This window comes from Sphingomonas psychrolutea, from assembly GCF_014636175.1.
Classification (GTDB): Bacteria; Pseudomonadota; Alphaproteobacteria; order Sphingomonadales; family Sphingomonadaceae; genus Sphingomonas; species Sphingomonas psychrolutea.
The window spans coordinates 73,694-99,373 of record NZ_BMDW01000003.1 but is presented as its reverse complement, the minus strand read 5'-3'; the positions used below and the strand labels follow the sequence as shown (position 1 = coordinate 99,373).

Below are 25,680 nucleotides of genomic sequence, written 5' to 3'. Positions count from 1 at the left end.
TCTTCCCGTCCGCGCAAAAATCGAATATCGGGTATCCTCGCATGAGGACGGTGCCGGATATGACAATCGAACATTTCGACGTTGTGGTGGTTGGGGCCGGCCTGTCCGGGATCGGGGCCGGCTATCATTTACAGACGATGAGTCCGGACCGATCTTACGTCATTCTCGAAGGGCGTCCCGCGCTTGGCGGCACGTGGGACCTGTTCCGCTATCCCGGTATCCGATCGGATTCGGACATGTATACGCTGGGCTATTCGTTCAAGCCGTGGACCGAGGCGAAGGCGATCGCCGACGGTCCCTCGATCTTAAAGTATGTTAGCGAGACCGCGCGCGACTTCGGGATTGATCAGCACATTCGCTTCAAACACCACGTCAAGCGCGCCGCCTGGTCGACCGCCGACGCGCGCTGGACCGTCGATTCCGAAGGGCCGGATGGTCCGGTGACCTACACCTGCAATTTCCTCTTCATGTGCAGCGGCTATTACAATTACGCGCGCGGCCACACCCCCGAGTGGAAGGGCGCGGAGAGCTTCGCCGGGCGCATCGTCCATCCGCAATTCTGGCCGCAAGATCTCGATTATGCGGGCAAGAAGGTCGTCGTGATCGGCAGCGGCGCGACTGCCGTTACTTTGATCCCGGCGATGGCGGAAACCGCAGCGCACGTGACGATGCTGCAACGCTCGCCAACCTATGTCGTGTCGCGCCCGGCCGAGGATGCGGCGGCGAACTGGCTGCGTGCACGGCTGCCTGCGAAACTCGCGTATAGCCTGGTGCGCTGGCGCAACGTGCTGTTCGGGATGTTCTTCTTCAACATGGCGCGCAAACGGCCGGCCAAGGTCAAGGACCGCTTGATCGGCATGGTCCGCGACGAGTTGGGGCCGGATTATGACATCGATCGGCACTTCACGCCGAAATATAACCCATGGGACCAGCGGCTGTGCCTCGTCCCCGATTCCGATCTGTTCGGCGTTTTGCGCAGCGGCAAGGCATCGGTGGTGACCGATACGATCGATCATTTTACCCCGAGCGGCATTGCGCTTTCCTCGGGCGAGACGCTCGAAGCGGACGTCGTGGTGACGGCGACCGGGCTGGAACTGCAATTGCTGAGCGACGTCGTCTTCAGCGTCGACGGTGCCCCGGTCGATCTGTCCAAGACCTTCAATTACAAGGGCATGATGTTCTCGGATGTTCCCAACATGGCGTCCTCGTTCGGCTATACCAATGCGTCGTGGACGCTGAAGGCAGACTTGACCTGCGCCTATGTCTGTCGCTTGCTCAACACGATGAAGACGCGGGGCTTGCGGCAGGCGACGCCGCGCGTCGGCGATACCATGCTCGTGCCGGCCCCATTCCTCGATTTTAGCTCGGGCTATGTCACGCGCGCGATGGAAAAATTCCCGAAACAGGGGAGCAAGGCACCGTGGCGCGTGCATCAGAATTATGCGCGCGATCTGCTGGCGCTGCGCTACGGCTCGGTCGATGACGGGATGGAATTCTCCAATCCGGTGGCCTTTGCGCCCAAGCGCGAGGCGGTTTCGGCATAATCGACGCGCGGGCCGGAGCCAATGCGGTCGTTTTTCCGCAATAGCCACATTTTGTCTTGCCGTGTTCGTTCGAACGAACTATCGGCGCGACGATGCTCCAGCACCGGCTCCTCGAGATCGCGATCGCCGAATTCGCCGCGAAGGGGCTTGAAGGCGCGAGTACGCGCGGAATCGCCGCGGCGGCGGGCACAGCAATGTCCTCGATCACCTACCATTATGGTGGTAAGGAAGGGCTGTATCTGGCGGCGGCGGACTATATCGCGCTGCAACTCGGCGAGGAAATGGCGCCCGCCTTTCCCGAAAATGCGCTCCTCGAGGCGCTGACCCCCGATGATGCGCGATCCCGCATTCACGCGATCGTCCGCCAATTCATCGAGGCGATGTCGGGCGAAAAAAGCACCGCTGCGTCGCTGTTCATCATGCGCGAGCAAATGGCGCCGACCGAGGCGTTCGAGCGCATTTACGGCGGCTTGATGGGCAAGATGCTCGAAACGCTGTGCGAGCTGGTCTGCACCGCGACCGGACGCGATGATCGCGATACGGCGCGGATCGTCGTCATCACGCTGATCGGCCAAGTGATCGTGCTGCGCGCGTCGCGGGCGACGGTGCTCAAGCTGCTAAAGCGCGCCACGATCGATGCCGCTGCAACCGCAACGCTCGCCGCGCGTATCGCTGCCAATACCGATGCCATTCTCGACCGGCTGATTGCCGAACGCCAGGACATTTCATGAGCGACGACCAGACGAACCCGGTGAAGACCGCGGATGCGGCCCCGGATGACACGTCGAAAAAGCCATCGATCTTCACCAAGCCGCTCTTCTGGATCGGGTTCGTGGTGGTGGTCGGTGTGATCGTCATTGGTGCGGTGCTCTATTATCTCGACGCGCGGCAGTATGAATCGACCGATGATGCGTTCGTCGATGCGCATATCGTGCGGATTTCACCGACCGTGGCGGGGACGCTGAAAGAGGTCGCCGATGTCGACAATCGCCATGTCGAGGCGGGCCGCCTGCTCGCGGTGATCAGCGCGTCGGGGCCGGAAGCGCGGATGTCCGAAGCGAGCGCCAATGTGAAACAGGCCGAAGCCCAATTCGAGCAAGCGCGCGCGCAAGTCGCTGCCGCGCAGGCGACGCGCGACCAGGCCGCGGCGCAGGCGCGTGCGCCGCTTGCGACTGCCGCCAAGGCGCAGCAGGATCTCGCCCGCTATGAGGCGCTGCGGCAGATCGATCCCGCCGCCGTCGCCGGACAACAGCTCGACGCGGCGCGCGCGACCGCGCGCTCGACCGCCGCCGAGGCGCTGGCCGCGCGCCAGCAAATCGACAGCGCTGCCGCCAATATCGCGGTCGCGCGGCGGCAGGTCACCGCTGCGCGCGCGGTGATTGAAGCGCGACAAGCCGCAGTGCGGCAGGCCAATGTGACGCTCGGCGACAACCGGCTGACCGCGCCCGTCTCGGGCCAGGTCGTCAATCGGCAGGTTAACCTCGGTTCCTATGTCGGGCCGGGCACGCAGTTGATGGCGATCATCCCCGATCACATCTGGGTCACCGCGAATTTCAAGGAAACCCAGCTCCAGCGGATGAAGATCGGCCAGCCCGTCACGATCAAGGTCGATGCCTATCCCGATGTAAAATTCGCCGGGCATGTCGATTCGGTCCAGCGCGGGGCGGGGCAAGCGTTTGCGCTGCTGCCGCCGCAAAATGCGACGGGCAATTACGTCAAGGTCGTTCAGCGCGTGCCGGTGCGGATCGAATTCGACGTGAAGCCGGGCAGCCCCGATCCGCGCAAATATTCGATCGGGCCGGGCATGTCGGTCGTGCCGACGGTCAAGGTTCGCTAAGATGGCGTCTGCGGCCGCGCAGGATGGCTGGAGTCCTTCGCGGTCGGCAGCGGGCAATTATAGCCCGTGGCTGATCGTGGCGGTGATCTCGATCCCGACCTTCATGGAAGTGCTCGACACCTCGATCGCCAACGTCGCGCTCGATCATATCGCGGGCGGTCTGTCGATTTCGAACGATCAGGCGACGTGGGTGCTGACGAGTTATCTCGTCGCCAACGCGATCATCATCCCGATCAGCGGCTGGCTGTCGGACGTGATCGGGCGAAAACGCTATTTCATGATCTCGATTGCGCTGTTCACGCTGGCATCGTTGCTGTGCGGGCTCGCGCCCAATCTGACGACGCTGGTCATTGCGCGCGTGCTGCAGGGGATTGGCGGCGGTGGGCTGGCCCCGGTCGAACAGTCGATCCTCGCCGACACCTTCCCGCCGCGCTTGCGCGGTATGGCGTTTGCGGCGTTCGCGATCGTCGTCGTGGTCGGCCCGGTGCTCGGGCCGACGCTCGGCGGGTATATCACCGAGAATTCGAGCTGGCACTGGGTGTTCCTGATCAACGTGCCGATCGGGATCGCGTCGCTGTTTCTCGTCAATCTGTTCGTCGATGAGTCCAAGGCCGTCACCGACGACCGCGCCAAGCTGCTCAAACGCGGCATCCGCGTCGATTATATCGGGATCATCCTGATCGTGCTCGGGCTGGGCTTTTTCGAATATACGCTCGACCGGGGCTTGCGCGAAGATTGGTTCGCCAGCAGCTTCATCATCACCACAGCGACGATTTCGGCCGTCTCGCTGATCGCGCTGGTGCTGTGGGAGCTCAACAATGACGATCCGGTGATCGACCTGAAATTGCTTAAAAGCCGCAATCTTTCGCTTACGCTGCTGATGATGGCGGTGACCGGCATGATCCTGTTCGGCACGACTCAGCTGATCCCGCAAATGCTCCAGCAAGTGCTGGGCTATACGTCGTTCCAGGCCGGGTTGGCGCTGACGCTCGGTGGGCTTGCGACGCTGGCGGCGGTGCCGTTTGCGGGGCGGCTGTCGGGCAAGGTCGATGTGCGGCTGCTGCTGTTCCCGGCGTTGCTCGTCCAGGCGTTCGCACTGTGGAACATGACGCACCTTAACGCCGATATCACCTTCCACGACGCGGCGATCGCGCGGCTGTTCCAGGCGATGGGGTTGCCGTTTCTGTTCGTGCCGATCAACGCGGTCGCCTATGTCGGCCTGCCGCAAAACAAGACGGCGCAGGCGTCGAGCTTGCTCAATATTGCGCGTAATCTGGGTGGATCGATCGGCATTTCGATCTCGCAGACGCTGTTGTCGCATGGATTGCAGCGGCACCAGTCCAATCTCGTCGCTCCGCTCAACCCGCTGAATCCCAATTACAACGACTGGATGCAGCAGGCGCAGGGCGCGTTCGGCGATGCGACCACCCCGCTCGCGATCCTGTACCAGACGGTGCAGCGACAGGCCGCGATGCTCGCGTTCCTCGACGTGTTTCACGCGTTGATGATCGTGGTGCTGTGCGTGGCACCGCTCGTATTCTTTATGCGCCCCGGCAAGGCCGGTGGCAGTGGTGGAGGCGTGGGACATTGACCCGTTCGTTTGTGGCAACGGCGCTCATCGGGGCGACGCTGTTGGCCGGCTGCACCGTCGGACCGGATTATCAGGCGCCGACCCTGGCCGTGCCGCCGAGCTTTGCCGAGCCGCAGGGCGCCGGAGCGGGCACGGGCGTCGATCCGGCGCGGTGGTGGACGGCGTTTGGCGATTCGACGCTGATATCGCTGGTCGAGCGGGCTTTGAAAGACAGCCCGACTGTCGCGATCGCGGCATCGCGCGTGCGGCAGGCGCGGTTGCAGGAAATCGCGGCTTATGCGGTCGGCCGGCCGACGGTCGATGCGCTCGGCAATGTCAGCCATGTCGAATTCAGCAAAAATGCCGGCTTCTCCTCGCTCGCCAGCCTGTTTTCAGGCGGGAGCGGGAACGGATCGGGCGGTGGGATCGCACTGCCGGGAAGCGGCATCACCACCTATGCGGCGGGCTTTGACGCGAGCTGGGAGATCGATCTGTTCGGCGGCGGGCGGCGCGGCGTCGAAGGGGCGCTGGCGCGGAGCGATGCGGCGGTGTGGTCGCAGCGCGATGCCGCGGTGACGCTGGGGGCCGAAGTGGCGCAGGCGTATTTCGCGCTGCGGCTGGATCAAGCGCAGAGCGCGGTGGTCGAGGACGAGCTCGGTCGCCAGCGCCGGGCGCTCGAGATCGCCGGCAATGTCGCAAAGGTGGGGTTGAGCCCGCAAATCGACGTAACGCGGCAGCGCCAGTCGATCACCAGCCTTGAGGCGCGGCTCGAACCGCTGCGTGCTGATACGCGCGTGCGAATCCACGCACTCGGCATCTTGCTCGGGGCCGAGCCGGAAAGCCTGACCGCGGAATTGATCGCGCCACCGCCGACATTGGCGTCGGTTCCGGTCGTACCCGCCGGTCTGCCGTCCGATTTGCTGCGGCGTCGGCCCGATATTCGCGCGGCGGAGCGGCAATTGGCGGCCGCCACCGCGGACATCGGCGTTGCCGTTGCCGATTTGTATCCGAAGTTCAAGCTGACCGGGATGGCCGAATTCCTTTCGACCTCGCTCGCGTCTTTGCTGGCGCGGGACAGCCTTCAGGCGAGCGGCGTTGCCGGGGTCAGCTTCCCATTGCTCGACTGGGGGCGGCGCAAGGCCACGGTCGGCCTGCGCAAGGAAGATCGTGAGCAGGCCTATCTGCGCTATAAGGCGACTGTGCTCGGCGCGCTGCGCGATGTTGAAGACCCGCTTGCGCGGATCGATGCCGAGCGGCGGCGCAATGCCGCGCTGACGCGGGCGGTCGCCGATGCCGCGGCGACGGCGCATGCGGTTGACGCGCAATATCGCACCGGCTTCGTCGCGCAGAATGCGCTGATCGATGCGCAGATCACCGTGCTGAGCGCGCGCGAACAGCTTGTCGCGAGCGATGCGCGATTGCGGCAGGATACCGCCGCTTTGTTCAAGGCGATCGGCGGCGGATGGGACGAAGCCAAGGCGGGGTGACTGGCGTGCGGCGTTGTTCGGGCATAAGGGTCGAAGCGATGGATACCAATGATTTGCGCGCCGCCGCGCTGACGCATCTCGAAGCGCTGATCGCGTTCGATACCACCTCGCGCGATTCGAACCTGAAACTGATCGACTATGTCGAGGCCTTCCTGACCGGACATGGCCTGTCTGCCCGGCGCGTCGCCAATGCCGATGGGACCAAAGCCAATCTGTACGCGACCGTCGGGCCTGCGGTCATGGGTGGCGTGGTGTTGTCGGGGCATACCGATGTCGTGCTGGTCGACGGGCAAGCGTGGAGCAGCGATCCGTTCACCCTGACCCGCCGTGGTGAGCGCCTGTACGGGCGCGGCACGTGCGACATGAAGGGGTTCCTCGCGCTCGCGCTTGCAGTGGTTCCAGCTTTTGCGCGAGGGACGACCGCGCGCCCGCTGCATCTGGCGTTCTCGTATGACGAGGAAGTCGGTTGTCTCGGCGCGCCGTCGATGATCCGGGAGTTGGTCACCGAGCTCCCCGCGCCGCTTGCCGTCATTGTCGGGGAGCCGACCAATATGGAAGTGGTCAGCGGGCACAAGGGCATCTCAACGTGGCGCGTAACGGTCACGGGGCATGAGGCGCATTCGAGCCTCACGCATCTCGGCGTGTCCGCCAATATGGTCGCGGTCGGACTGATGGCGCAGCTGCGCGATCTGGCGCGCGTGTTGGCGGATCATGGCGATCCAACGTCGCTCTACCACCCGCCGCATGCCACGCTGACGATCGGGCTGATGCAGGGTGGAACCGCCGTCAACATCCTGGCGCGCGAATGCAGTTTCGTGTTCGATTTGCGCACGCCGCCGGGACAGGATCCCGATGCGATCATTGCGCCGTTTCTGGCTGCGTGCGCGGGGGAGGATGTTGCGCTGAAGCGGCACTTCGCCGATGCCGGGGTCCAGGTGCTACGCCGTTCGGCCACCCCGTCCTTCGCGCCCGAACCCGGTGGTGCGGCCGAGCAACTCGCGCGCCGGCTGGCCGGCGATAACGGACCCGCTCGCGCGGCCGCTTATGCTGCCGAAGCAGGGCAATTTCAGGGTGCTGGCTTTTCGACGATCATCTGTGGACCGGGGTCGATCGAGCAGGCGCATCAAGCCGACGAATATATGGAAATTACGCAATTCGAGCGCGGTGCCGCGTTCATGACGCGGCTCTATGAGGCGATGGTGTGATTTGCCGTTGAAATCAACGCTACCCGTCGGGCATTCGCGTTTTAAATTTAAAGCTGGTTTTACAACTCGAACTAGAAAAATGCGAGAGTCCCGAATCGGGACGGTGACCAAGTCGCAGCGCTAACGGTGGCGACGGGTGTGAACTTGAATTTCAGGGAAATTTCGACCCGATACGGATGCAACTCGCTCGAATTTCGACCAAATTGGTTCCGCATCGGGTCGAGGAACGGTTTACCAGGGGCGCGAAGTTTCGCCGTAAACCAGATTCAGGATGAACTTCAACATCACGGTTTCTCCCTTGTGCACTCAGGCGAGTACCCGAGATTCTTAATGGAATCTTAAGCACAAAGCAACCGCATATCCGTGGCTTCCGCAGGCAGCGAAAACGGATTTAACGCTTCGTTGAAGCCTTGCGGCGTATCGCGGTTCTCATGGCATCGGCCCCGCATCCACGAACGGCATCGCGCCGACCGGCGAAAGCGCGTCCGGCTACACCGAATGCTGATCTGGGCGGGTTGCGGTTTTCCAGTCCGATAGCGCGTCGCGGCGGCGGGCATGCCCGTCGTTCGCAGATGGCCGGTGCGCCGTCGGAACCGGGCGGCACCGCGCAAGATTCGACGTGGCAATTCATTGCCCTTGTCGAAATCACAAATTTTGCAATATTGCGCCGTCTTATCGGTCGATCGCGCGGCGATGCGCTCGTACTCGATCTCGAACAGCGGATCGTTGCGACGCTGCCTGCTGCGGCTACGATGGTCGTCGGCCGCGCCACGATCGAAGTATCGTTCGACGGCGCAACGTTTGCCGATCTCGAAGTCGCCAATGCCGGGCTTCGCGGGGCGATGATTGCGCCGTTCGATCTCGACCAGGCGCTTTGCGCGATGGAAATTGCGATCGGCGGTGTCGGTGCGCCGCTTGGCCTGACCGAGGATGTCCGGTTGGTCGAGGAAGCAGAAGGCGCGTTGGAGCAAGCGCGACATGATCAAAGCAGCGTCTTGCGCGACTTGTCGATCGGTACGCCGGCGTTCGATCGCCTGACCCTCACGCGCGAATTGCCCCTGGCGATCGCGAATGGCGAGATGTTTCTGCAATATCAGCCCAAGCTGCACGTCCGCAAACAAGCGATTGCGAGCGCCGAGGCGCTTGTGCGGTGGCAGCATCCGCTGCGTGGCCTCATCCTCCCGGGAGATTTCATCACGGTCGCCGAAGAAGCGCGGCAGATTTCGGCGCTGACGCTTTGGACGCTCGACGAAGTGATCCGCGACCAGCGGACGCTGGCCGCGGACGGCCATGATCTGACGATTTTTGTCAATATTTCGGGTCAGTTGCTGGGTGACAAGGCGTTTGTCGATGCAGCCTGCGAAAAGATGCGCACGGCGAATGCGAAGATCGGGTTCGAAATCACCGAAACGGCGGTTATTCGCGATCCGGAATGCGCGATCGCGAACCTGCAGATCTTCGCCGATCAAGGCATCACCATCGCGATCGACGATTATGGTGCCGGACTGTCGTCGCTGGCTTATTTGAAGCAACTCCCGGCGCGCGAACTCAAGATCGACAAGATGTTCGTGCTGCAATTGACCAGCAGCAATCGCGATCCGCTGATCGTCCGCTCGACGATCGATTTGGCCCATGCGCTCGACATGGAAGTGACGGCCGAGGGCGTGGAAACGCAGGCCGCAATGGCGTTGCTGTCGGTAATGGGCTGCGACATGATCCAGGGCTATTTGATCAGCCGCCCGATTTCGATCGACGCGTTCCGGCAGTTCCTGCGCGACGATATTTTGCGCCCGGTCGAGGACCCGCGCCAATCGATGTTCAAGCGCCCGGCGACGTTCTGGAAAAGCGCCTGAGGGGTATGGTCGTCAGTTTAGCGAGGCTTTAACGACTTTACGGGCATGGTCAGGATCATGAGGCGCCTCTTCCTCCGCGCATTTGCGACCATGCTGCTCGTTTGTGTCGGGGCAGGGCTCGCCGCATCTCCTGCACCGGCGCTATCGAGCGAGGCGGTAAATGTAAGGTTCGAGTCGTTGGTCGGCGATGCCAGAGCGAAAATGTTGATCGATCCTGCGCAAACGATCGTGCAGGCGAGAACAGCCGAGCAAGTCGCTGGAAACATGCAGGGGCGACCACGAACGATCGCGATCGCCACCGCGCAGTGGTTGCAGGGCGAAGCTTATGTCCGCCTGAACAACGCCGCTAGAGCCGCACCGTTGATCGATAACGCCATCAAATTGGTCGCGACCACGGGCGCTGCCACCAAATTGAACGGCGATCTGCTGTTGTCGCGTGGTGGGTTGATGACTGCCCGTGCCGACGTTGCGGGCGCCTTGGCTGCCTATCAACAAGCTCATGATGTATTTCGTTCGATCGGCGAGACACGCAGCCAGGCGATCGCGTTAGTATTGATCGGTGTCCTCTACACGGAGGCGGATGACCACGAGAATGCGCTAAGGTACTTCAAGCAAGCGCTCGATGTGTATAAAGCCGACCAGCAACTGCTTTTCTCAGTCTACACAAACCGTGGAATTTCTCTGCAGGAACTGAAGCGGTTTCCCGAAGCTCAAATCGAATTTCGCCAGGCCTTGGATGTCGCGCGCTCACTCAACAGCCCCAATCTGGAGGGTCAGACGCTTCGCAACATTGCGCGCGGGCAGTTGATGGCAGGGCAGATCGACGATGCCGATCGAACGATTGCGCTCGGATTTCGAGCGTTGCCCAGAGATGGCGCAGCAACGTCGCGCGCGCATTTCCTCGTTCTTTCGGCTTGGTCGGCGCGGTTGCACGGGCGATTGCCGGAAGCCGAGCGCTTGATTCGCCGCGCATTCAGCAGCGCCACCACCGAAAGTTCGACGCTAGACCTGCGCGAGGGGCACAAGACCGCGTACGACATTTTTAAACAAGCCGGAAATCAGGGGCAAGCGCTGCTCCATCTCGAAGCGCTCAAGAAATTCGATGACAAGACCTCGACGCTGGCGGCCTCGGCCAACACCGCGCTCGCCGCTGCGCGATTCGATTTCGCCAATCAGGAATTGAACATTGAAAAACTGAAGCGCGCGCAATTGCAGCGCAACATCGAGGACGCGAAGCAGCGCGCGCGCACACAGCAGCAGATTTTCGTCGGACTCGCTGTCATCGCGCTGATCATCGTCGCCATGCTCGTCTTCGGATTGATCACCATCCGCCGCAGCCGCAACGAAGTGCGCGCCGCCAACGTCGATCTCGGACTGACCAACGCCGCGCTCGGCAAGGCGCTGGCCGCCAAGACCGAGTTCCTCGCCACGACCAGCCATGAAATCCGCACACCGCTCAACGGGATTCTCGGCATGACGCAAGTCATGCTCGCCGACGCGACGCTGAGCGCGCCACTGCGCGACCGGATCGGTGTGGTGCACGGGGCCGGGATCACAATGCGCGCGCTGGTCGACGATATTCTCGATGTCGCAAAGATGGAGACGGGTAATCTCACGATCGAGCGCGTGCCGTTCGACCTGAAGGCGACATTGCGCGATGTCTGCCGGATGTGGGAGGAACAAGCCAAGGGCAAGGGGCTGACCTTCACGCTCGATCTGGAGGGGGCACCGGCGATGATCGAAGGAGACCCTGCGCGGATCCGTCAGATCGCGTTCAACCTCCTGTCCAACGCACTGAAATTTACTGCGACCGGCGACGTAACGCTGCGGGCGTATGCCAGCGACACGACGCTGTCGCTCGCGGTGGCCGATACCGGACTTGGTATCCCGGCCGACAAGCTCGACATCATTTTCGAATCGTTCCGCCAGGTCGATGCCGGAACGACGCGCAAGTTCGGCGGGACCGGGCTGGGGCTGGCGATCTGCCGCAACCTTGCCCAGGCGATGGACGGCGACGTCCGGGTCGCGAGCACGCCCGATGCGGGGACGACGTTCACGCTGGAAATTCCGCTGCTGCTCGCCGCGGCACCGCAAGGTACGGCGGGGGAGAATGCGCCGGAGTCGGACGCGCTGTTGATTATGGACCGCAATCCGATCTCGCGCGCGATGTTGCGCGCTGTGCTGCAGGCGCGCGCAGGAACCGTCCTGTTCGCGTCGAACATCGAAGATGCCTTGGCGCAGATCAAGGCGGGTCGCGTGTCGCGCGTGCTGATCGACGACGCGACGATCAAGGCGGCGGAGGATGTGGACGCGGCGTTGAAGGCGCTCGCCGCGCACGATGTCATCACCGCATTGCTATGGCCTGCGCCGGATTCGGTCGAGCGCGAGCGGTTCGCCGCAATCGGGATCAATCACGTCATTGCCAAGCCGATCGCGGGGGTCGCGCTTGCCGCGATCTTGTTCGATGTGCCCGATTGTGGCCAACCGGTGCTTAACCGGCTTGTATCGCAAGCTGCCTGACCCGATAGAAGGCACCGATGTCCGCACACTCATCCTTCGATCGCGGCTTGGGACGCGGGCAATGAACATCCTGTTCATCGAAGACGACCCGATGAATCGTCGTGTCGTAAAGGACATGCTGGACGTCGCAGGCGCGACCATGACCGGGGCCGAAAGCGCTGAGATCGGCCTCGATCTGATCGATCGCCACGATTTCGAGATGGTGCTGCTCGATTTGCGGATGCCCGGCATGGACGGCTTCGAAGCGCTGCGCCACATTCGCTTGCGGGACGATGCCAAGGCGCATCTGCCGGTTATCATCCTTACGGCCGACACCGCGGTCGATCTGCGCGAACGCTGCCTCGCCGACGGCGCGGATGAGGTGCTGTTCAAGCCGGTGGCGATGGATTCGCTGTTCGATGCGATCGGGCGGATGCTGGCCAAAGGCACTGGGGATGGGATGATCGGCTGAGCCGAAACGGGCGGTGCCTGATCGTCTCGCAGTCGTGTGTTTGGGTTGTGCGGGTTCGGTCGCGTAACGATCAGACGATTTTTAGCGTATAGGGCACATCCCCCTCGCTGGAGCGCGTCATGTCCGAACCCCTTCTCGATCACCTGTTGGCGACGATGGACGTCGCTGTCGAGGCCTTCGCCGTATGCGAGGTGCGCAAGGGCCTCCGGCTGGTCGGCGGGGCGAGCAAGGCGATCGAAGTCCATTATGTTCTGTCAGGCACAATGTACCTGACGGTACCGGGCCAAGCCGTGATGGTCTGTCCACCCGGCAGCGTCGTCATCGTGCCGCCCGGCGTCGCGCAACTGATCGCCGCCGATCAGCAGCCCGCGCGCGATGTCGGAGCCGCCGACAATTGCCGGATGACGCGCGATGGCCTGATGCTGTTCGATGCGGCCGGGGGGGAGGACGGCGATCTGCGCGTCGTGTGCGGTCTGGTGTTCGCCAACATCTCGGGCTCGTTCGGCTTGCTCGATGCAGTGACGCGGCCGATCATCGAAGACCTCTCGGATTTGGCAATCGTCCAGAGTGGCTACCGTATGATGCTTGAGGAGATTGGCGGCGGCGCGCTTGGAACGCGCGCGTTGACGGGCGCGTTGATGAAAGTCTGCCTTGTCATCGTGCTGCGTCGCCATTTCGCGCGCGCCGGACATGGTTCGGGCGTGCTAGGTACCTTGCGCGATCCAAGGTTGGGCAAGGCGATTACCGCGGTCCTCGACAAACCCGCTGCGCTGCACAGCGTCGCCAGCCTTGCCAGTATCGCGGGGATGAGCCGATCGGCCTTTGCGCGCGAATTTTCGAACACGCTGTCGATGAGTCCGATGGCCTTTGTCGCCAAGACGCGGCTGCATCACGCCGCAGAATTACTGCGATCGACCAAATTGCCGGTCAAGGTTATCGCCGCGAGCATCGGCTTTGCCAGCCGCAGCCATTTCAGCCGCGCATTTGCGTCGGCTTATGGCGCGGACCCGAGCCGTTTTCGCAGTAATGGTGCGAATAACGCGCCTGCCGTAACTTCCGACGCGCTCCGTGCGAATTGAGTGACATGTCCCGCACAAGACGGCGTGACGCATCGCTTTACCGGAGATTAGATACCATGACCCGCATCTCATCACTTTCCCTGCTGTTCGCCGGCGCGGCGCTCGCGATTGGCGGCGGCGTCGCCGTAATCGGCTTCAACCCGACCGAATCGAACGTCGGGGTCACCGCTGCCGTCGCCGCCGCAGCGCCCGCTGCTGTTCCTGCCGTGTCGACTGGTGCCGATGCCGCGCACCCGACGGTGGTCGAATTGTTCGAAAGCCAAGGCTGCTCGGACTGCCCGCCTGCCAACACCAATGTGAACGCGCTCGCGGCTCGCCCCGACATTCTCGCGCTCAATTTTGCGGTAACCTATTGGGATCAGCTCGGCTGGAAGGACACCTTCGCCAAGCCCGCTTACACCGCACGGCAGTGGGAGTATTCCAACGCCGCAGGCCGCGGGCAAGTCGCGACGCCGCAAGTGATCATCAACGGCGGTGCCACCGTGGTCGGCGCGAACCCGCAAACGCTGGCGCGTGCGATCCACGACAATACGCGCGGCTTGGGTGGCCCGCAGATCGTCGCGGCGAACGGCAAAGTTACCGTCGGCAAGGGTTCTGGCTCGGCAACGGTCTGGATCGTGCAATATGATCCACGCAACCTCGTTGTGCCAATCCGCGCCGGCGAAAATGGCGGCGCAACGCTCGCGCATCGCAATATCGTGCGCTCGCTGGCGTCGCTGGGCACCTGGAACGGGGCACCCGCGACCTTCAGCGTACCCGCGCCGAGCGACCGCAATTACCGCAATGCGGTCCTCGTCCAGCAGGGCAAGGGCGGCAAGATCATCGCGGCTTCCCGCATCTAAGTTTCGCTAACCCCGGGCGGACGGCGGAGCGCCCCCTCCAGCGACGCCGTTCCGCTGCCCCGTCGTGCCGGTTTCGGCTGCGACGGGGCAGGGGACCAACCGGTCAGATAAATCAGGTCGAAGCGTTCGGGCGTTTTCCCGTCCGGGTCGGCGTGCGCAGCGAACAGTTCGGCGGCGCGCGCGAGCGTATCGCGGCGCAGCGGGGTGCGCGCCCGCAACACGTTGGTCGCCCCCATCCCGCGCAGGTCGCGCAAGATCCCGCCGATCGAGCTGTAGCGCACGGTCAGCGCCTCGATATCGGCGACCGGCAGCGCGAACCCCGCGCGCATCAGCAGATCGCCCGCAGAGCGGACATCGATTTGCGGATGAACCCGCGCGGCCGGCCGTTCGCGCTCGGCCTCGCGCAGCACGCTGCGCAGCGTCGCGAGCGTGCCCGCGCCGCAGAATGCCGCGAGGAACAGCCCGTCGGGCCGCAAGGCACGCCGGATCAGCGTCAAGGCACCCGGCAGATCATCCACGCTGTCGAGCACGCCCGCCGAAATCACCAGATCGAAGCTGCCGGGGGCGAAGGGCAAGCGGTCCTCATCGGCTTGCACGCCCCCCGCTTGCGCCGCGAACAGCGCACCGGCATCGCAGCGCGTGACCGCCACGCCCTCCGGCACCGGTAGCGCACCGTCGAAGCAGCCGAGATCGAGCAGGTCGGTGAAACGGTGGGTGACGCTCGCTAGGCGATCGGCAATTCCCTCCAGCATCGCCGCGCGCAGAAAATCGAAGTCGGCAAAGGTCGGCGCGGCGCGATCGCGGCGCCGACGGCGCGCGGCGCGATCGAAGATTTCCGGGATATCGCTGGGGAGGGGGGAGGACATTGCGTGGCTTGTGCCGCTCCGCCGCGCACGCGACAAGGGCGATGTGTCGCTTTGGCTCGCCCCCTTGCGCTATATCGCCGATTTCGCGCTGCCGCCGCGCTGCCCCGGCTGCGGCGCGGTGACGGGCGAGGATCACCGCTTCTGCGCGACCTGTTGGGGTTCGCTGCGGTTTCTCGGGCCCCCATGGTGCGCCGGATGCAATGTGCCGTTCGATTATGACCGCGGCGCAGACGCGCGCTGCGCCGAATGCCTTGCCGATCCGCCACGCCATGCCGGCATTCGCGCGGCGGTGGCCTATGGCGAGGTCGCGCGCACCGTGGTGGTGCGCTTGAAATATGGCGGGCGCACCGCCTTTGCCGAAACGGTCGGGCGGCAAATGGCGCGCTTGATGCCGCAGGCGGCCGATTTGCTGGTCCCAGTGCCGCTGCATCGCTGGCGGATCTGGTCGCGCGGGTTCAACCAATCGGCGCTGATCGCGGCGGCGCTGACCCGCGCCACCGGTGTGCCGAATGATCCGCTGCTGCTGCGCCGGATCAAGCCGACGCCGCCGCTGCGCGGGATGGGCGCGAAGGCGCGCGCGCGGGCGGTCGCGGGCGTGTTCCGCGTGGTCGATCCGGAAGCGCTGCTCAAGGGCAAGTCGGTGGTGTTGATCGATGACGTCCACACCAGCGGCGCGACCACCGATGGTTGCGTGCGGGTGCTGCTCCGTGCGGGTGCTGCGCGCGTGACGATCCTGTGTTGGACGCGGGTGCTGGAGCGCGAAGATGGTGCGGGGAATTGACAATCGATGGGCCAACCCACATTTCTGACCTATGTCCAAGATCGAAATCTACACCAAAGCCTTCTGCCCCTATTGTTCGCGTGCGATGAAGTTGCTCGCGGCCAAGGGCACTTCTCCTGAGGAATTCGACATCACGATGGGCGGGCCAAAGCGCGCCGAGATGCTCGCACGCTCGGGCGGGGCCAGCACGGTCCCGCAAATCTTCATCGATGGGCAGCATGTCGGCGGATCGGACGATCTGGCGGCGCTCGATCGTGCGGGCAAGCTGGACGCGCTGCTCGCGGCATGAAGATCGCGCTCGCGCAGCTGACGAGCGGGATCGACCCCGTCGCCAATGCGCGCATTCTGGTGGAAGCGGTCGCGGCGGCTGCGGCGGGTGGGGCGATGATGCTGTTCACGCCCGAAATGTCGGGGTTGCTCGATCGTGACCGGGCGCGGGCCTCGGCTGTCTTGCACAGCGAGGAGGACGATGTCGTGCTGGCGGCGGTGCGCGCAGCGGCGGCCGAGCATCGCATCTGGGTGCATATCGGGTCGCTTGCGGTACTCGGGGCGGGCGGCAAGCTTGCCAACCGCGCCTTCGTGATCGACGATCACGGCGCGATCCGCGCGCGCTACGACAAGATCCATCTGTTTGACGTCGATTTGCCGAGCGGAGAAAGCTGGCGCGAATCCGCTGCTTATGCGCCGGGTGAGGGCGCGGTGGTCGTGCAGACGCCGATCGGGGCGCTCGGCCTGTCGATCTGCTATGATCTGCGCTTCGCCGATCTCTATCGCGCGCTTAGTAATGCCGGGGCGACCGTGCTCGCGATTCCCGCTGCTTTCACCCGCCCGACCGGCGCCGCGCATTGGCATATCCTGATGCGCGCGCGCGCGATCGAGGCCGGGGCATATGTCGTTGCCGCGGCGCAGACCGGCGAGCATGAAGACGGTCGCGCGACCTATGGCCATTCGCTGGTGGTCGATCCGTGGGGCGAGATATTGCTCGACATGGGGGAGAGCGCCGGCATCGGTTATGCCGAGATCGACCCGGCACGCATCGCTGATGTGCGCGCGCGCGTGCCCGTCATCGCGCATCGCCGCCCGATCCCCGCCGTCACGATGGCATGATCGTTTTCGATCTGCGCTGCCCGCAGAGCCATGTATTCGAGGCCTGGTTCGGATCAAGCGCGGCCTATGAGGATCAGCGCGCGCGCGGGTTGCTCGCGTGTCCGGTGTGCGGCGATGCCGAGATCGTCAAGGCGGCGATGGCCCCCAATGTCGGGGCAAAGGGCAATACGCGCACCGAGATCATCGCGAAGCCGCAGAGCACCACACCACCAAGTCCGGCGGCGCTGAAGGCGGCGCTCCATGCGCTCGCCACCGCGCAGGCCCAGGCGCTGGCCAAGTCGCAATGGGTCGGCCGTGCGTTTGCGGACACCGCACGCGCGATGCATGACGGCGAGGTCGCCGCCGCCCCGATCCACGGCGAAACCACGCTGGCCGAGGCCAAGGCGCTGATCGAGGAGGGCGTGCCCGTTGCGGCCTTGCCGTTACCGATTGTTCCGCCCGACGCGGTCAACTGAACGCGGTCGGGCAACGCCGGCGCCACCTTTGCTGCACCGTCAGTACGCCCGCGAAAAGATCGCCGCCGATTGACCACCCCGAGGCCGCGCTTTACCACCACCGACGATGCCCCCGTAGCTCAGGTGGATAGAGCGACGGTTTCCTAAACCGCAGGCCGGTGGTTCGAATCCACTCGGGGGCACCACCACCAGCATGCGCCAACCGAAAAACGCGAAACGCCGACGTCCGGGGGGACATCGGCGCTCGGTCGTTCTGGGTATTCGGGGAGGATCAGGCCTTCATATGGCCGGCCAGATGCTTGTTCATCTCGAACATCGTGACCCGGTCCTTGCCGAAGATCTTCTTCAGCTTTTCGTCAGCGACGATCTCGCGCTTATTCTCCGGGTTCTGGAGGTTGTGCGCTTTGATATAGGTCCACACCTTGCTGATCACTTCGCTACGCGGCAGCTTGTCGGTGCCGACGATCGCGCCGAGTTCGGCCGAGGGAGTGATCGGTGCAAAGATGCCGCCGGTCTTGGGAGCGTCACTCTTTGCGGTTGGGGTCTTCGCCATTTTTAGTCCTTCCTGTCGTGCCGTTGCAACCGACATCGGTTTCACGCTTTCGTCAGCGCTGGCTTCTTCTGCGCCGCCTTTTTGGCCTTGTCACGCCTTACATTGCCAATTTGGCGGCGCGGGCGTGATCGATCGGATCGCTGAGTTCAAAACTTCTTGCGCAAGGTAATGCCGTAGGTGCGCGGCTCGTTGATGTATCCGCTATAGCTGCCCGACTGAATCACGGTGTTGAACGCGCCGATCAGATAGGCCTGATTCGTCAAGTTGCGCACCCAGCCCTGAATTTCGAAGCCGTCGGCCAGAACCAGACCCGCGCTGGCGTTGACGGCCTTTACCTCGGTGCTCGCGATCGAGGCCGGAACGGTATCGGTCAGTGCAGTCTTGCTCGAATAGACGAATTCGCCGCGCAGGAACCCGCTGACCGTCTCGCTGAATTTCTGCGTGTACACCGCATTGATATTGCCCGAGAATTTCGAAATTCCGGCGGGGCGCGTGCCCGTCAAGTCGCGGAATTGCGGAGCCCGCGTGCCGGCGGGTGATCCTGCTGGCACCTGGCAGCGCGGATCAAACGAAAAGCATGGTGCGCGCGAGAAGGAATCGTACTTCGGGTCGAGATACGTCGCCGAAGCATTCAGCACCAACGCTCTGAACGGGCGATACGAGGCCTCGGCTTCGATCCCCTTTACCGACTGGCTGCCGGCATTGACCAGCGCGAAGCCGGTACCGGTGAAGCCGTTCGACTGGAAGCCTTTGATCTTTTCATAGAACACCGCGATATTGAAGAAGCCGCCGCTGAAGCGCGTCTTTGCGCCCGCTTCGTAGACTTCGACATTTTCCGGGTTGGCGGTACGTCCGACGCCGTTGTTGGCCGGACGGCTGTCGGAGGAAAGGTTGTACGCGCCAGCCTTCCAGCCAGTCGAATAGCTACCATAGACGTTGATTTTCTTGGTCACTTCGAATGCAGCGCGCGCCAGATAGGTGAACTTGCTCCCCGTCAGAATGCCGCTTTCATTGGCGTTCGGGAAATTGACCGGGCCGTGGTTCGCCGTGTCGCCATAGAAGAACTGAACCGCATTCAGGCCAGCAAAGGTGTTCGTCGGGATCGGCAAGGAGTTGATGATCGCTGCATTCGGCACCGAGGCAGGGCAAGGTTGTGCGTTCGGACACGCAATCAAGAACAACGGAAGAAACCCGAGTTCCGGCACGTTGTTGAGGTTCAGTTGCGAGAAGCGATCGGTCAGCACGACGTTGGAGACCGCGGCCTTGCGATCGTTCAGATACGCACCACCGGCAGTCAGGGTCAGCCGATCGAACAATTTATAATCGGCCTGGCCGAAGATCGAAAACGACTGGTCGTTCAAGCGATAGTTGTCGAAAATTCCGGTGCCTTGCGCGAAATAGGTCTGGCCCGGCACAACCGTCGTGTTGCCGGCACCACGCTGCAGCTGCTCAAGCTGCAGGATCGGCGATGTCGCGAGAAGCGATTGCCCGCTTAAGCCGAGAACCGCTGCGTCGGCGAAGCGACGGGCGTCCGCGCCGTACAGGATGTTGCGACCTGAGGTGATCTTTTCATCCGAATAAAATCCACCGAGCAGCCAGCTGAACGGTCCCGTGCTGTTCGAGGCAAGGCGGAATTCCTGTGTGAACGTCTTGATCGTGTCGGCGGTCGTTTGGTTGGATATGTCGGCACCGGTGAAATCGACGTCGAGCGAGGTGTCGTTGGTCTGGGTGCGATAGGCGGTGATCGAGGTCAATTTGGCAAAGCCGACATCCCAATCGACCTGACCCGAAATCCCCTTGCCGGTCAGCCGGTTGTTCGGCGAAGTGTTATAAACCACTTGCCGGTTGAATGCGGTCGCCGGGTTGCCGACAACGCCGCCAACGCCGCCAAAGGCCCGCGGAACGCCGATGAGCTGGGTCGTCGGGCCATTGAAGATCGTCACCGCACCGCAGCACACTTCGTCGATGCGGTTGAGGTCGGCGATGATCCGGACCGAGAAATTCGATGATGGTTCGAACAGCACGTCGCCGCGCAGCGTGTAACGGTTGCGCCCGTTGACCTTCACGCTGTTGACGAGGTTGGAATAATATCCCTCGCGCTGGTTGACGTTGCCATAGAGACGGAAAGCGAGGGTGTCCGTGATCGGGCCGGTGATCGATGCCTTAGCTTCGATATTCCCCAAATTCCCGGCTGTTGCCTCCGCACTGCCGCCCCAGGTGAATTGCGGGCGCTTGGTAACGATCGAGATCGCGCCGGCCGACACGTTCTTGCCGAATAGCGTCGATTGCGGGCCACGCAATACTTCGATCCGCTCCAGATCGGGCAGATCCGAAATCGCCGAGGCCGAGCGCGAGCGATAAACGCCGTCGATGAACACGCCGACCGAGCTTTCGATCCCGATATTCCCGGTTCCGTTGCCGAAGCCGCGGATCTGGAAACCCGTCTGACCAGAGCTTTGCAACTGATAGACTTTCAGCGACGGCACGCTTGCCTGCAAATCGATCAAGTCGTGAATTTTGGCCTTCTCGATGGTATCGACACCGGTAACCGCGACCGACACCGGAACATCCTGCAGCGTTTGCTCGCGCTTGGTTGCGGTCACGATGATGTCGGCATCGTCAGAGCCGGTCGACGCAGCCGGCGCGGTTTGCGGCGCAGGGCCGGTATTGGCACTGGTCGTTTGTGCGAAGGCCGGAGTGGCTGCGAGCAGTACGACTGCTGACGCGGCAAGCAATTCGAATTTCTTCATGGTGGCATCCCCTCGGTGGGCCGATCCTGGTCTCTTTGCCTGGTACCGGTTTCGAATGATCGGTAGCACGAAATAGCGTGTCGCGAAATCAGGCGTCAATGACATAATCTTAGGAAAACTGCGGGCTTGCGCCGCCGTTGCTCAAATGAGACAGTTTCAAAATAGGACCATTTACATGTTGCAGTACGGCGAAACGCGTTTGCCGTAACGTCAGCAGCGACTCACTCGAGAAGGAATGACGATGGACGACAGTTCCGAGGGGCGTGGCAATGGCGATTTGGTTGCCGCCATGCCCAAGATTCCGGTGCCCGATGACGTTGCCGATGCGGTTCGTACCTTGATCCGCTGGGCTGGCGATGACCCGACGCGCGAGGGGTTGCTCGATACGCCGCAGCGAGTCGCGCGGGCGTGGAAGGAATATTGCTCGGGCTATTCGGACGATCCCTCGGTGCATCTGTCGCGCATTTTCGAGGAGGTTGGCGGCTATGACGAGATCGTGCTGCTCAAGGATATCCCGTTCCAGTCGCATTGCGAACACCATATGGCGCCGATCATCGGCAAGGCGCACATCGCCTATCTGCCAAGCAATTGGGTCGTCGGCATCTCCAAGCTGGCGCGCGTGCTGCACACCTATGCGCGGCGGCTGCAAGTGCAGGAACGCCTCACCGCCGAGGTGGCGAACTGCATTTGGGAGCATTTGCGCCCGCACGGCGTGGCGGTGGTGATCGAGGCAAGCCATGCCTGCATGACTGCGCGCGGCGTGCGCACGCCCGGCGTCACGATGGTGACGAGCCGGATGATGGGCGTGTTCCGCGACGACGAACGCAGCCGCAAGGAAATCCTCGCGCTGATGGGCTGCTGAGGCGCATGCGCACGGTGTTGGTGACGGGCGCGGCACGGCGGCTGGGCGCGGTGATCGCGCGGCATCTGGCGGGGCCAGTGTGTGCTGGTGGGGCGTGGCGCGTGGCGATCCACCATTTGCACTCGGGCGATGATGCGGCGGCGCTTTCGGCCGACCTTCCGGGATCAATCGTACTGTCAGGCGACCTTGCCGATGCCGAGACGCCGATGGCGCTGGTCGCGGCGGCGCGCGGCGGGTTCGCTGCGCCACTGATGGCGGTGGTCAATAGCGCCTCGCTGTTCGAATACGATACCCCGCCTGCGCTGACCGCGGCGTCGCTGGAGCGGCATCATGCCGTCAATCTCGCGGCACCCGTTTTGCTCGCGTCGGCGCTGGCGGCGCAGGATGATTTGGCGGAGGGCGCGGTGGTCAATATCCTCGACCAGAAGCTCGCCAATCCCAACCCCGATTTCTTCTCCTACAGCTGCGCCAAATTCGCGCTCGGCGGCGCGACGACGATGCTGGCGCAAGCGCTCGGCCCACGCATTCGCGTCAATGCTGTGTCGCCGGGGCTGTCGCTGCCGAGCGCCGACCAGACCGAGGCAGAATTCGCCGAGGCAGCGTCCAAAAACCTGCTGCGCCGCCCGGTCGACCCGCAGGATATCGCGCGCGCGGTCGCCTTCCTGCTCGGCGCGCGCGGCGTGCAGGGGCAGGATCTGTTCGTCGATTGCGGCCAGCGCTTCCTGCCGCGGACCCGCGACGTGATGTTCGAGAGCAGGGCGGGGGCATGACCGTCCGCTTCACCACCATCTTGGAAGGACTGGAGGTCGTGATGGGCCTCGGCATCCATCCCGAGGAGCTGGCTGCGCCGCAGCGGGTGATCGTTTCCGTGCGGATGGAGGTGGCTTACGCCGCGCCACCCGCCGAGGACCGGATCGACGCCGTGCTCGATTATGATTTCGTGCGCAGCGGCGTTCAGGCACTCGTCGCTAACCAGCACTTCCATTTGCAGGAAACGCTGTGCGAAGCGATCGCCGCGCTATGTCTGAGCGACGCGCGGGTGGAGCAAGTTACGGTGCGGACGTCGAAGCCAGATATTTATCCGGATGCGGCGGTCGGGTGTGAGGTGGTGCGGGGGCGGTAGGCTCCCTCCGACGCAAAGTCGCAAACGTTACCCGAGCGACAGTACCCGGGCGGTCGGAGATGCCTGTTTTTGTGGCTAAAGTCACAAATGTCACACCATCAGAGCCATTTTCGGGCGCGCGGATCGGCAGGCACGTCGTCGGTTAAAGAGAGCGGACTCGCCGGGCTGACAGATTGGGGGTGTGTGGGACAGCAGGTTTGTCTGTGACCTGGGGTAGCTGTCGTTCAGCGTGCTCGATGCTTAGCGCAATCGACGAGTCAGTCTTCTGCCGCAAACGATCAGCAGTCGCATGAACAGCAAATCGACCACCAAGAATGCGAGGATGGTCGCTAGCAAATTATGCTTGATCAGCGCCTCGAATGCGATGAGCGCAAAGACCGCAAGACCAAGTCCAACTAACCGCAACGGGGGGCTTGTGAGCTCATACAGCGGATCCGATCGGGTTTGGCGCAGGTTCCAGATCGCCACCCCGAACATTCCGACTAGCCCAATCACCGCGCAAATCGCGGCCGGTTCGACGGTAATTCGCGATGAGGCCAGCGAGGTCAGGCAAGCATATTGCAGGACGGGCGTGATGACCAAAAGCAGGCTTACGTAGATTGGCGCAGGTTGACGGGCTTGCTCCTTGCCTACAGACGAACGCGCTTCCGCCAGCCAACGAGCGGACGATGCGTTACCGGTATATGCTGAGCGTTGAAGGCGCTTGCCGCGCGCCAAAAACACAAGTGCGACCAACAAAAGCCCGCCAATTGCCGTTGCCAAAACGGGTATCGGGGTGCCCCAATCCTGCGCAGAAATGACCGCAATCGGAACAGATACCACACCGATTAAAGCGATGACGCATATTACGGCAGCTTTGAGAGCGGTTTGCATCAGCAGCCGATAGCGTCTGCCGATAAAAAATTTCTTACCCTTCAGAGCCCTACAGCCGCGCGATTGAGCAAAACCGGGCGATGCTCAACCGCGTAACGAGCAAGTCACACCCTATTCGCCGCGCTCAGCACCGCGCGCACGCTCGCCGTTGCGATATCCGCGTCGATGCCGACCCCAAACACCGTCCGCCCGTCGCTGGTGCGGCATTCGACATAGGCGGCGGCTTGCGCGTCGGCACCGTGGCCGATCGCGTGTTCGTTATAATCGACCACGTCGAGCGCCGGGCCGGTCGATCCGCCGAGGGCTGCAATCACGCCCGAGATCAGCCCGTTGCCGCGGCCCGAGATCGAGCGCTCTTCGCCATCGACCGCGACATGGCCGACGAACAGCCGGTCGCCGACGCTGCCGCTCTCATTATAATCGAGCAGGCGGAACCGGTCGTCGGCACGCGCGAGGTAGGTCGTCTCGAACAGGCCCCAGATGTCACCCGCATTCATTTCGCGGCTGGTCTCGTCGGCTAGCCGCTGGACGTGGCGGCTGAAATCGGCCTGGAGGCGCTTGGGCAGTTTGAGACCCTTGTCCTGCTCGATCACCCAGGCGACGCCGCCCTTGCCGGACTGCGAATTGACGCGGATCACCGCTTCGTAGCTGCGCCCGAGATCGGCCGGATCGATCGGCAGATACGGCACTTCCCACAGCGTGTCGTTCTTGGCTTCCTGCGCCGCAAACCCCTTCTTGATCGCGTCCTGATGGCTGCCCGAAAACGCGGTGAAGACCAGATCGCCGGCATAAGGCGTGCGCGGGTGGACCGGCAGTTGCGTGCAGTAAGCGACCGTGTTGACCACCGCGTCGATGTCCGAGAAATCCAGCTTTGGATTAAGGCCTTGCGTGTACATGTTGAGCGCAACAGTCACGAGATCGCAATTGCCGGTACGCTCGCCATTGCCGAGCAGACAGCCCTCGACGCGGTCGGCGCCCGCCATCAGCCCGAGTTCGGCGGCGGCGACGCCGGTGCCGCGGTCATTATGCGGGTGAAGACTCAACGCGACAGTATCGCGGTTACGGATGTTGCGACCGAACCATTCGATCTGATCGGCATAGACGTTGGGCGTTGCGCATTCGACCGTCGCGGGAAGGTTTAGGATCAATTTGTGGTCGGGCGTGGGGCGCAGCACGTCCATCACTGCCTCGCACACCTCAAGGCTGAAATCGAGTTCGGCGGTCGAGAAGGTTTCGGGGCTGTATTCGAAGAACCAGTCGGTGTCGGGTTGCGCCGCGGCTTGGTCGCGCAACATCATCGCGCCCTCGATCGCGATCTGCTTCACCTCCGCGCGAGTCATGCCGAAGACGATCTTGCGCCAGGCAGGGCTGACCGCATTGTAGAGATGGACGATCGCACGGGGTGCGCCCTTCAGCGACGCGAAGCTCGTCTCGATCAAATCGCGGCGCGCCTGGGTCAACACCTGGATCATCGTATCGTCGGGGATGCGGCCGGTCCTGACCAGCCCGGAGATGAAATCGAATTCGGTCGCGCCCGCCGCCGGAAAGCCGACTTCGATTTCCTTGATCCCGATCTTGACGATCAGATCGAACATGCGGGTCTTCTTCTCCGCGTCCATCGGGTCGATCAGCGCCTGATTGCCGTCGCGCAAATCGGTCGAGAGCCAGCGCGGGGCAGTGGTGATCGCTTGCGATGGCCAGCGCCGGTCGGGCAAATCGATGGTGGGGAAGGGACGGTATTTGGTCGAAGGGTCACGCAACATGGCAAGTCTCGCTAAGGATCGCGGGTCGATAGGGGCGGTGGGTCCTTAGGCGGGCCGCGCTGCACTCGTGGCGCGCGGCAGTATACGCGCCTAAGGGCGCGTAAGTCGCAGGGCAAGGCGCGATGCGAGGTGCATGAGCGGTGAATAGCGCTTGGAGGG

At 63.1% G+C, this 25,680-nt stretch carries 23 protein-coding genes and 1 tRNA gene; 19 read left to right on the top strand and 5 right to left on the bottom strand.

Annotated features, from left to right (window positions below):
• Window positions 1-59 precede the first annotated feature (59 nt).
• The 11 genes from IEV62_RS03255 (at window position 60) to IEV62_RS03205 (ending at window position 14,388) form a co-directional block, all read left to right on the top strand.
• Entirely contained in the window at window positions 60-1,544 is a 1,485-nt protein-coding gene (locus tag IEV62_RS03255; protein WP_188445435.1) for a flavin-containing monooxygenase, read from the top strand.
• A 56-nt stretch (window positions 1,545-1,600) separates the two neighbouring features.
• On the top strand, window positions 1,601-2,275 hold the full coding sequence (locus IEV62_RS03250; RefSeq protein ID WP_229732797.1) for a CerR family C-terminal domain-containing protein: 675 nt from the start codon (window positions 1,601-1,603) through the stop codon (window positions 2,273-2,275).
• Complete coding sequence (locus IEV62_RS03245; protein WP_188445434.1) at window positions 2,272-3,381, top strand: HlyD family secretion protein; 1,110 nt, start codon at window positions 2,272-2,274, stop codon at window positions 3,379-3,381. The genes IEV62_RS03250 and IEV62_RS03245 overlap by 4 nt, the downstream gene beginning before the upstream one ends.
• Before the next feature lies 1 nt (window position 3,382).
• Entirely contained in the window at window positions 3,383-4,972 is a 1,590-nt protein-coding gene (locus IEV62_RS03240; RefSeq protein WP_188445433.1) for a DHA2 family efflux MFS transporter permease subunit, read from the top strand.
• Window positions 4,969-6,438 carry an efflux transporter outer membrane subunit gene (locus tag IEV62_RS03235; protein WP_188445432.1) on the top strand — a complete coding sequence of 490 codons (1,470 nt, stop codon included), beginning with the start codon at window positions 4,969-4,971 and terminating at the stop codon, window positions 6,436-6,438. Before IEV62_RS03240 ends, IEV62_RS03235 begins: the two co-directional genes overlap by 4 nt.
• Before the next feature lie 38 nt (window positions 6,439-6,476).
• The gene (gene argE, locus IEV62_RS03230) at window positions 6,477-7,643 is read left to right on the top strand and encodes an acetylornithine deacetylase (protein ID WP_188445431.1); all 1,167 of its coding nucleotides are present in this window, start codon (window positions 6,477-6,479) and stop codon (window positions 7,641-7,643) included.
• Window positions 7,644-8,305: 662 nt separating this feature from the next.
• On the top strand, window positions 8,306-9,496 hold the full coding sequence (locus IEV62_RS03225; RefSeq protein WP_229732796.1) for an EAL domain-containing protein: 1,191 nt from the start codon (window positions 8,306-8,308) through the stop codon (window positions 9,494-9,496).
• 90 nt (window positions 9,497-9,586) lie between these two features.
• Window positions 9,587-12,016, top strand: coding sequence for an ATP-binding protein (locus IEV62_RS03220; protein WP_229732795.1), 2,430 nt, complete (start codon window positions 9,587-9,589; stop codon window positions 12,014-12,016).
• 61 nt (window positions 12,017-12,077) lie between these two features.
• The gene (locus IEV62_RS03215) at window positions 12,078-12,467 is read left to right on the top strand and encodes a response regulator (RefSeq protein ID WP_188445428.1); all 390 of its coding nucleotides are present in this window, start codon (window positions 12,078-12,080) and stop codon (window positions 12,465-12,467) included.
• A gap of 119 nt (window positions 12,468-12,586) precedes the next feature.
• Complete coding sequence (locus IEV62_RS03210; RefSeq protein WP_188445427.1) at window positions 12,587-13,546, top strand: AraC family transcriptional regulator; 960 nt, start codon at window positions 12,587-12,589, stop codon at window positions 13,544-13,546.
• Window positions 13,547-13,602: 56 nt separating this feature from the next.
• Window positions 13,603-14,388 carry a DUF1223 domain-containing protein gene (locus tag IEV62_RS03205; RefSeq protein ID WP_188445426.1) on the top strand — a complete coding sequence of 262 codons (786 nt, stop codon included), beginning with the start codon at window positions 13,603-13,605 and terminating at the stop codon, window positions 14,386-14,388.
• Here the strand turns inward: IEV62_RS03205 and IEV62_RS03200 are convergent.
• Window positions 14,385-15,254, bottom strand: a complete 870-nt coding sequence (locus IEV62_RS03200) for a class I SAM-dependent methyltransferase (protein WP_188445425.1) — start codon at window positions 15,252-15,254, stop codon at window positions 14,385-14,387. The genes IEV62_RS03205 and IEV62_RS03200 overlap by 4 nt on opposite strands.
• Window positions 15,255-15,297: 43 nt before the next feature.
• On the opposite strand from IEV62_RS03200, the gene IEV62_RS03195 reads away from it, so the two are divergent.
• The 5 genes from IEV62_RS03195 to IEV62_RS03175 all read left to right on the top strand — a co-directional run bounded on the left by IEV62_RS03195 (window position 15,298) and on the right by IEV62_RS03175 (window position 17,782).
• Window positions 15,298-16,035, top strand: coding sequence for a ComF family protein (locus tag IEV62_RS03195; protein WP_188445599.1), 738 nt, complete (start codon window positions 15,298-15,300; stop codon window positions 16,033-16,035).
• Between the two features lie 31 nt (window positions 16,036-16,066).
• On the top strand, window positions 16,067-16,324 hold the full coding sequence (gene grxC, locus IEV62_RS03190) for a glutaredoxin 3 (RefSeq protein WP_188445424.1): 258 nt from the start codon (window positions 16,067-16,069) through the stop codon (window positions 16,322-16,324).
• Window positions 16,321-17,142, top strand: a complete 822-nt coding sequence (locus IEV62_RS03185) for a carbon-nitrogen hydrolase family protein (protein WP_188445423.1) — start codon at window positions 16,321-16,323, stop codon at window positions 17,140-17,142. The genes grxC and IEV62_RS03185 overlap by 4 nt, the downstream gene beginning before the upstream one ends.
• The gene (locus tag IEV62_RS03180; RefSeq protein ID WP_188445422.1) at window positions 17,139-17,597 is read left to right on the top strand and encodes a DUF1178 family protein; all 459 of its coding nucleotides are present in this window, start codon (window positions 17,139-17,141) and stop codon (window positions 17,595-17,597) included. Before IEV62_RS03185 ends, IEV62_RS03180 begins: the two co-directional genes overlap by 4 nt.
• A 108-nt stretch (window positions 17,598-17,705) precedes the next feature.
• Window positions 17,706-17,782 (top strand) — tRNA-Arg (locus IEV62_RS03175).
• Window positions 17,783-17,868: 86 nt separating this feature from the next.
• Here IEV62_RS03175 and IEV62_RS03170 read toward each other — a convergent pair.
• Together IEV62_RS03170 and IEV62_RS03165 are read right to left on the bottom strand one after the other, a co-directional pair.
• A complete protein-coding gene (locus IEV62_RS03170; protein ID WP_188445421.1) occupies window positions 17,869-18,150 on the bottom strand; it encodes an SWIB/MDM2 domain-containing protein in 282 nt (93 codons plus the stop codon).
• A 146-nt stretch (window positions 18,151-18,296) separates the two neighbouring features.
• Window positions 18,297-20,900 carry a TonB-dependent receptor gene (locus IEV62_RS03165; RefSeq protein ID WP_188445420.1) on the bottom strand — a complete coding sequence of 868 codons (2,604 nt, stop codon included), beginning with the start codon at window positions 20,898-20,900 and terminating at the stop codon, window positions 18,297-18,299.
• A 241-nt stretch (window positions 20,901-21,141) separates the two neighbouring features.
• Between IEV62_RS03165 and folE the strand changes: the two genes are divergently transcribed.
• Genes folE through IEV62_RS03150 form a run of 3 tightly spaced genes read left to right on the top strand, consistent with a single transcriptional unit; the run spans window position 21,142 to window position 22,885 of the window.
• Window positions 21,142-21,762: a GTP cyclohydrolase I FolE gene (gene folE, locus IEV62_RS03160; protein WP_188445419.1), complete on the top strand. Its 621-nt coding sequence runs from the start codon at window positions 21,142-21,144 to the stop codon at window positions 21,760-21,762.
• Complete coding sequence (locus IEV62_RS03155) at window positions 21,759-22,532, top strand: SDR family oxidoreductase (RefSeq protein WP_229732808.1); 774 nt, start codon at window positions 21,759-21,761, stop codon at window positions 22,530-22,532. Before folE ends, IEV62_RS03155 begins: the two co-directional genes overlap by 4 nt.
• Entirely contained in the window at window positions 22,529-22,885 is a 357-nt protein-coding gene (locus IEV62_RS03150; protein WP_188445417.1) for a dihydroneopterin aldolase, read from the top strand. The genes IEV62_RS03155 and IEV62_RS03150 overlap by 4 nt, the downstream gene beginning before the upstream one ends.
• A 240-nt stretch (window positions 22,886-23,125) precedes the next feature.
• Here the strand turns inward: IEV62_RS03150 and IEV62_RS03145 are convergent, their stop codons facing one another.
• Both IEV62_RS03145 and leuA read right to left on the bottom strand, forming a co-directional pair.
• Window positions 23,126-23,758, bottom strand: a complete 633-nt coding sequence (locus tag IEV62_RS03145) for a hypothetical protein (protein ID WP_188445416.1) — start codon at window positions 23,756-23,758, stop codon at window positions 23,126-23,128.
• Between the two features lie 104 nt (window positions 23,759-23,862).
• Window positions 23,863-25,521: a 2-isopropylmalate synthase gene (leuA, locus tag IEV62_RS03140; protein WP_188445415.1), complete on the bottom strand. Its 1,659-nt coding sequence runs from the start codon at window positions 25,519-25,521 to the stop codon at window positions 23,863-23,865.
• Window positions 25,522-25,680 lie beyond the last annotated feature (159 nt).